The sequence below is a fragment of the Vibrio sp. genome, from assembly GCF_047973365.1.
Taxonomy (GTDB): domain Bacteria; phylum Pseudomonadota; class Gammaproteobacteria; order Enterobacterales; family Vibrionaceae; genus Vibrio.
The window spans coordinates 71167-78036 of record NZ_JBKEBW010000131.1; the positions used below are offsets into that span (position 1 = coordinate 71167).

At 41.1% G+C, this 6870-nt stretch carries 5 protein-coding genes and 1 pseudogene; 2 read left to right on the forward strand and 4 right to left on the reverse strand.

Going from position 1 to position 6870, the window contains the following annotated elements; genetic code table 11:
• The first annotated feature begins 27 nt into the window (after window positions 1–27).
• Window positions 28–1071 carry an outer membrane beta-barrel protein gene (locus ACK5MF_RS16435; RefSeq protein ID WP_416923650.1) on the forward strand — a complete coding sequence of 348 codons (1044 nt, stop codon included), beginning with the start codon at window positions 28–30 and terminating at the stop codon, window positions 1069–1071.
• Between the two features lie 126 nt (window positions 1072–1197).
• Here ACK5MF_RS16435 and ACK5MF_RS16440 read toward each other — a convergent pair whose 3' ends face one another.
• Window positions 1198–3246 carry a DUF1176 domain-containing protein gene (locus ACK5MF_RS16440; RefSeq protein ID WP_416923651.1) on the reverse strand — a complete coding sequence of 683 codons (2049 nt, stop codon included), beginning with the start codon at window positions 3244–3246 and terminating at the stop codon, window positions 1198–1200.
• Window positions 3247–3459: 213 nt separating this feature from the next.
• Here ACK5MF_RS16440 and ACK5MF_RS16445 point away from each other — a divergent pair, with 213 nt between their 5' ends.
• On the forward strand, window positions 3460–4089 hold the full coding sequence (locus tag ACK5MF_RS16445) for a response regulator (protein WP_416923652.1): 630 nt from the start codon (window positions 3460–3462) through the stop codon (window positions 4087–4089).
• Between the two features lie 60 nt (window positions 4090–4149).
• Here ACK5MF_RS16445 and ACK5MF_RS16450 read toward each other — a convergent pair whose 3' ends face one another.
• From ACK5MF_RS16450 to ACK5MF_RS16460, 3 genes and pseudogenes are all read right to left on the reverse strand, one after another.
• Window positions 4150–4794: a lysophospholipid acyltransferase family protein gene (locus tag ACK5MF_RS16450; RefSeq protein ID WP_416923653.1), complete on the reverse strand. Its 645-nt coding sequence runs from the start codon at window positions 4792–4794 to the stop codon at window positions 4150–4152.
• 7 nt (window positions 4795–4801) lie between these two features.
• Entirely contained in the window at window positions 4802–5734 is a 933-nt protein-coding gene (locus ACK5MF_RS16455; RefSeq protein WP_416923654.1) for a phosphatidate cytidylyltransferase, read from the reverse strand.
• Window positions 5727–6406: pseudogene (locus tag ACK5MF_RS16460) on the reverse strand (CDP-alcohol phosphatidyltransferase family protein). The gene ACK5MF_RS16455 and the pseudogene ACK5MF_RS16460 overlap by 8 nt, the downstream one beginning before the upstream one ends.
• Window positions 6407–6870 lie beyond the last annotated feature (464 nt).

Consider the following 6870-nt stretch of genomic DNA (forward strand, 5'->3'; position numbering starts at 1 on the left):
TTTAAGTTGTATTTGAAGGGAAATAGAATGAATAACAAACATAATGTATTTACTTTGGTGATGCTGAGTATTTTTTCACTCTCGTCGGCTTTCGCTGAATCTGAAAAATTTGCTTATTTTGGTGCCAAAGTTGGTTATAACCTGTTTTCTGGCGATTGTTTCGAAAGCTATACCGAATGTGAGGATGATAGCCTAGGCTATGGTATTTTCGCTGGCTATCAATTTAATTCATGGTTAGCTGCTGAAATTGATGCTGTCGATTATGGCAACTATGATGCGCTTAATCAGACATCTCAGGTTGAAGATGATATTAGAGGTTATGGTTTATCGCTAAAGTTTTCTCAACCTATATGGGATAGCCTTGATGCTTATTTCCGGGTAGGTGGAAGCTATATGAACAGCAACCGTGAAGCAAATAGCCAGAGCGGTTGGAGCCCTGTTGGAGCGTTGGGTGTTGCTTACTACATGACATCGAATTGGGTTCTTCGCCCTGAGTATCAATATATCGCTGATGTTGAGGAACGTGGTGGCCACTTTGCCTCTTTAGGTCTCAGTTATCGTTTTGGTCAAAGTTCAGCTAAACCAAGCACGACCTATGAAATAGAAATTGAGCCGGTAAAACCTGTCGAAGCCGTAAAACCCGTCGAGCAAGCGAAACCCGTGGAACAAGCTAAACCTGTCACTGAATTTGTTTTGCAGGAATCTGCCCCAGAGGTAAATGCTGAAGAAATTTTTGTTTCAGAGCCGATCCTGTTCAGTAACAATAGTTCGATATTGAGTCGAAAAGCTAAAGCTGAACTCCAGCGATTGGCTGAATTTGTCAAAGATAAACAGAACACAAAAGTATGGTTGGAAGGCTATACAGACAACATTGGCTCGTCTCATTACAACCAATGGTTATCAAAGCGCCGTGCCCATTCGGCGGGAAGTTTTCTCGATAGCTTAGGTGTTAAGAATATCTATATGAAAGGTAAAGGTGTTGCGCGACCTGGCGTTAAAGCAAAAAGCGCACAGGATCGAAAAGTTATGGTGATTGTTACGCTAAATAATACCGAGTTAGAGCATTTCTAACCGGTTGTGATACTTTGAGCCACTCCCCTAAGGGGAGTGGTGTCTAGTATCATTTTAGGCATCAGTTCAAAGCGTAACTGTTCCCAAACAATGAAATCGCTATATCAGCTTTGTCAATTCCAACAACTATCTGATTTCATTGATTATAGCTGCATCTATACTATCTTGATTGTAAATACGAGTAGAACCATCCTGCATTTGAATTGTGAAATCCATATCTTTGTTGTCAAATAAATCGGTTATGTCACCTGTGATACTTTTAACGTCTGTTAGCTGGATGAAAGAATTAGGACCAAAAGTCCACAAAATGGCTGTGCCGTCTTTGCGTAGAGCTGCAAACGCCCGACCAATACTATAGATGGAATCTATATCGGTCAGTTGAATATCAAGAGCTGATGAATCTTGTCCTCTATCATAGTGAACATTTCCCCACACTTTCACCGTACCGTCGTATTTAAGAGCTGCGTAACCGAAACGGGTGGCTTTTATATCAACATAATCTTTAGATGTTACAAAGGGTTCAAGGCCATGCAGATCACCCCAAGTTACAATTGAACCGTCTTTTCTCATTGCCGCAAAGCTATTTGCTGCATAGGTTATTTTTTCTACATTGATGAGATCACCTTGGACACTAGATGCATCTCCGCCTCGGTGTTTATCTCCCCACGCAACAACCGAACCATCTGCTTTAAGTGCCGCAAAGGCATCAATAGCCGGGAAAATGGTTTTAACCTTTTTTAGTTCTGCTTGTACAGATGAGCTATCGCCGCCTAAATCTTCATCTCCCCAGGTAACCACAGTTCCATCATGCATAAGCGCAGCGTATGCGCTGCCTCCATAGGTAGCGTAGAGTTGGTTTGCATTGTTTAATCCATGCCAAATTGGCATATCATTTAATCTACGTATCTTACCTAGACGGGTCCTTCCCCAACTGTGGGCAACGGTTCCGTCTTTTTTCAATAACGCAAACTCATGAGAAGCATAGGGACCAATTAGTGTTTTAATGCTGTTTCTATCAATCGGTGACAGCAAATTAGGTGCACTAGTCGAAATCGCTTTTCCCGACTTTTTTATATTAGACACTCTATAAGGCATAGCTTTGTGCTGAATATATCGACATGACTCTACTAAACTGCTATTAGCCAGAACAAATTGTGTTCCATCGAAAACCCAGCGCTCTTCTTCCAACCAACACTCTTGTGTATCACGCCTAACAATGATTTTACCATCTTGATAATCACTCCCATCGATATCCAATAGCGTCGCTTGATAATTTTTATCAATAAGCCAGAATTTTTTACTACTAAGGCTATATAAGCAATCCATTGCCGCGAGTTGATAATCGTTACCCAAATCTGCCAAATATAATTGATATCGTCCTTTAACATTACAGCTATTACCCCATACGTGATCAATATGAGTATGAGTCGATGGTGTATAAGCAAGCACATCGTATAATATTTGGTAATTGAACAACGGCTCTTTAGAGCTAACAGGATTTAAAGAGCCGATTGCTGCGCGATTGATGATGGTCGGGGCTAATTGGGGGTGTTTGACTAATGATTCTGATTTAGAGCCTTTATCAATAATTGCAGAAGGAGTACCAACTCGTTGCTGAAACTCGTCCATTTTGCGAAATATGGATGTTGCACCTTTATCCGATAGATAACTTATTCCTGAAAATAAACGCCCACTATCAGTATAAGAGAAGTAAAATTTGTAAATCGAATTTTGCCTTACTACCGATAACATTGCGGCAATTTGTTCATCGTTTAGTTGCCCGTTGTCTGCGATATCAAAATATTGACTCGTTTGACTGCCACTGTTATCACTCTCTACATAGAGTTTCACATTTTCTGGTATTGATTCTTCACCATCTTCCCATATATGCCATAAAATACTGGCTGTTATTGGCTTATTAGAACCTGCTTCGCGAGTAAATGTTACCGTCAAAGGGCGTTCTGAAGTGCATTCCCAGCCCTCATTACGAGATGCGATAGACAGTTCACATCGACGTATATCTAACTGCGTAGAATAACCTGTAGCACGACAGGTACCAGTGTTATCACAGACTAAAAACCAATCTTTATTTTGAAACCGCATAGGTTCGAAAGCAGCAGTAGCAAAGGAAAGTGGCAGCAACGTAACAATACATACCAAGGTTTTTAGTTTCATGGTAAAGCCTATTGATGAAGACAAAAAGTTATAAGCGCAATATAGCAAAGAGAAAAGATATTCAATTAGCATGTAATGATGGTGAAGTGCCCCAGTGCACATCAAACACTGAGGTTAATAGCGATTGATTTAATAATTGTTGTGAGGTGCTAATACTAGATGTATCAATATAGCGTATTGTAAAACGTTATATTCACTTACAATGGCAAAACGATGATAACCAAGAAAACATCAGCACTCATCATTGATAGTGTTCCTATGATTCAGCAGTCGCTAGAGAAAATCCTAAATACAAATAACCAATTTGAGCAAATATTCATTGCAGATAATAATGTAACAGCAATGAAAGTAATAAAAGAACAGGATGTTAATTTAATTATTCTAGATTCTCAGCAACAAGGTTTCGATGGTTTAGATTTTCTACGTCGAATTAAAGCAAGCACTTATGATGGAAAAATACTGTTTATATCCAGTAGCGAACATTATTTTTACGAAAGTGCGGCTCAAAGAATGGGTGCTGATGGCTTTATATTAAAAACAGAGAAGATAGAGACAATACAGCACGCGATTTCTCATGTTATGTCCGGTTATAGTTTATTTAAAAATTATTGTCATAAGCCGTTACCAACGCTGTCACAACGAGAGATCATTGTATATGGCTATTTAATCAATGGCGTATCTAACAAAAATATCGCTAAGATACTTTCCATCAGTCATAAAACCGTAAGCACATACCGAAGCCGTATATTGCAAAAATGTCAGGTGGATTCGGTAGTCGAATTAGCCAAATTACATTCAGAAGCGAATTTATCGTTTTCAGGTTTGTGCTCAGGGGAGTTTTAATCTTCGATCAGTCGCTTCTCTTCTACCTTTCTTTTGATGTTGCCCTAACTGTCGGCATTTTTATAACGGCACCTGCGTAATGCAACAGCTTGCCAGTTCTTGGTAATGTTGTTGCATTACCTCAATAAACTGTTGTGGGTCGTTGAAACCGGATAATGGCTCACCGATCACTACATCACAGTTAAAGGGTACGAACCTTGCTGTACCTTTAGGCAGCGAGCGACCGAGACCGCGCATCACTACCGGTAATACCGAAGTTTTAGGATGGTTTTTTATTAGGTGATAAATGCCTTTCTTAAGGTCACTCATCGTTTCCGGTTCGCCACGGCTACCTTCAGGGAAAATGATCAAAATTTCCTCGTTATTTAAAGCGGTGACGCAGTCGTTAAATAGCGTATTACGTTGTGCCACTGAAGGTGACCTATTGAGAGGAATAATGCCAACTACGTTCAAAGATAACCAAGCAATGAAGCGATTGGCAAGAAAGTAATCTGCAGCGGCGACGGGACGAACCTTATGTATCATATGAATAGGAAATAGTGACAATAGGACCAGTGTATCAAGGTGGCTATTGTGATTCGCCGCAATGATAACCGGGCCTCGTGGTGGTAGATTTTGTCGTTGCAAAACATTTAACCCAAGCCCGATAAATACTAGCGGCTTTACCAATAATAAAATAAACAGTAGCTTAAGTATTTTTGCCATTGGGAACTCAGTAATAAAGATAGTAAATATAATGAAAGAACAGAGGCGTCGTAAACATCAGGCTATCAAGTCTGTCCAAAATACCGCCATGGCCCGGGATGAATTGGCTGGTATCTTTAATATGCAGATCTCTTTTAACCGCTGACATCACAAGATCGCCGATAAAGCCGCTAAAACTAATGATGACACCAGCGAGCACCCCTTGCACTGGGGAAAGTGGCGTTAAGTACGGGGCGACAAAATACGATAATGCTGTAACGGTTATACTACCGCCAATAAACCCCTGCCAAGTCTTATTGGGGCTCACTCTTGGTGCGATTTTATGCTTACCGAAATTTTTCCCCCACACGTACTGACAAACGTCATTGAATTGTGTCATGAGTAGAAGAAACAGCAGTATACCCAAAGGACCGGCTTGTGGATTGAGATCAGGAAGAACCAGTAGATACGCCATATGGCTGACGCAAAAGACAGTGAGCATTACCGTCCAGTGAATGACACCCGCAGAACGAATAAACCCTTTTGTGTCGCCTATCATCACCATAACCATAGGGAGATACAAAAATAGGTACACAGGAATGAAAATGATGAACATCCCATACCATTGAATCGATACCCAGTAAAACTGAAACGGAATAGAGAGATAAGCCCAAAAAATAACCCGTCGGTCAGCGAGTCGAGTCGGAACGATGGAAAGAAACTCTTTCAACGCGAGGAAACTGAGAAAACCTATAAAAAACAAAGTGTAATTAAAAGGTAGCATCAGCACGACAAAAACAATGGCTATCATATACCACCAGGAACGAATACGAAGTTTCAGTTCCAAATAATTGCGGTCAGTATGATAACGAGATAACCACAAATAGCTTAGTGTACTGATAATCAAGGCTGCACCAATCAATAACATGGTATGCAGCGAATGCAGAGGAATGTCAAACATCTTGCTGGTCTTCCTGTTGCGTAGCGTTAGTTTGGTGAAATTGATAGATATGTTCTAAGCGCCGCCAAATTGTGACCACCAAACCACAAAGCATCACAGCGAGTGCATAGTCCATGGTATAGTCAAGCGAATCTAGTGGCAGCGTTAACCATTGATGTGCACAGAGCAGTAGCAATGAAAACGTTAATAATGCCATGCGGTGCTGTTTCGCCATTGGACCACAAAAATTGGTAGGGCTATTCATGCTCACACCTAACACCCGAATGTACGCGGTTATTACCGCCAAAATGGCGCAAGTCCACGCTAAACTCATACCAAATAGAGACTGAGATGCAAAACCCGCACCGATAATAAACAATGGGTCGGCAATGCGGTCTGGGACATCGTTGAACAACTCTCCCGCGGGTGTTTTTTTCCACCTTCGACAGCGACCATACCGTCGAAGAGGTTGCACAGCAAACGCAGTTGAATGCTAATCGCAGCAAGCAGCAGCAGAGGTGCTAATGGGTAAAGATAATACGTAGCTAAACAGCAGAACCCTACAAATGCAAAAATGATACTAGCAATAGAAATCTGATTTGGTGTGACATTTTTTTGGCTAAGCCAAATAGCGACATACTTGGTGAGTTTGAATTTGCGCACCGCCAAGGGGCGGCGACTTTTTTCGGTCATTTTCCTTTCTATAATGTTATTCTCAGGAGCCACGATTGTATCCTTTTAAATAATTACTTATTGTAACAACAAGACAATAAGTAGGGCATTCTCATTGAAAATTGAACAAGCTTGCTAACGTTTAAAGAGCAATAATCGCTAACATAATCCACCTAATAATAATTAGATATACCCTGAAATCTCTCTTACACCGCCTTCGGCTCACCACTGAGGCGGTTTTTTGTTTGCCCAGCAAAGCTGGCAAACCCGTCCACTTGAAAGAAAGTGGAGTCACCCTGACTAAGGGGAAGACAATCCGAATGGCAAGGGCGTCACGGGCTAACGGTGGGGTCTGAAGGAAGCCATAGGAAGTTAGATGTACACAACTAACCGTAATCTGTTTCGGCGGTACTGGTGGGTAAGCGTCCAAAATAGCGCAAAGCCCAATACTTAGTCAGACCAATACTGTGATTGAGGGTGGGATA